We start from the raw sequence: 388 nt of genomic DNA, 5'->3' as shown, positions 1-388 counted from the left end.
ATGTGGTTTTATAAAGCAACTCCTGACCATTCGGACATTGGTAGCTGTCTCTTTGCGCGTCGTAAGTAAAGTGTTTCTTTTTGAACGTATTTTTCGTTCTCGATGGGCGTCGATAACCGAACACGCCAAGAATGCCTCGACGTTCAAGTGACTCCGCCACTGGAGCGGTAAAGTAGCCTGCATCCAGTCCAACAGCTATCGGGTTCAATTGGAATGTGGTAAGCGTGTAATCTAAGCGTTGAACGTAAGGTTGTGAGTCATTGATGTTACCTGCGGTGGTATAGGTATCGAGGATAATTCCGTGTTGACCATCAACGGTTCTATGGTCGAGATAGAAGAAGCCTTGTGGCTTATTATCACGAGTCATGAAGCCACTCTCTGGGTCAGT

General features: G+C 46.4%; 1 protein-coding gene. It reads right to left on the bottom strand.

Translation table 11 applies throughout. The features are described 5' to 3' along the window. Positions 1 to 388: transposase (locus tag IRQ95_RS22495; protein ID WP_194439936.1), on the bottom strand; the 388-nt coding region annotated here is incomplete at both ends.

Source organism: Vibrio fluminensis (assembly GCF_015278125.1).
Classification (GTDB): domain Bacteria; phylum Pseudomonadota; class Gammaproteobacteria; order Enterobacterales; family Vibrionaceae; genus Vibrio; species Vibrio fluminensis.
Note: the sequence above shows the minus strand (reverse complement) of the source record. Positions and strands in the feature narration are given on the sequence as shown.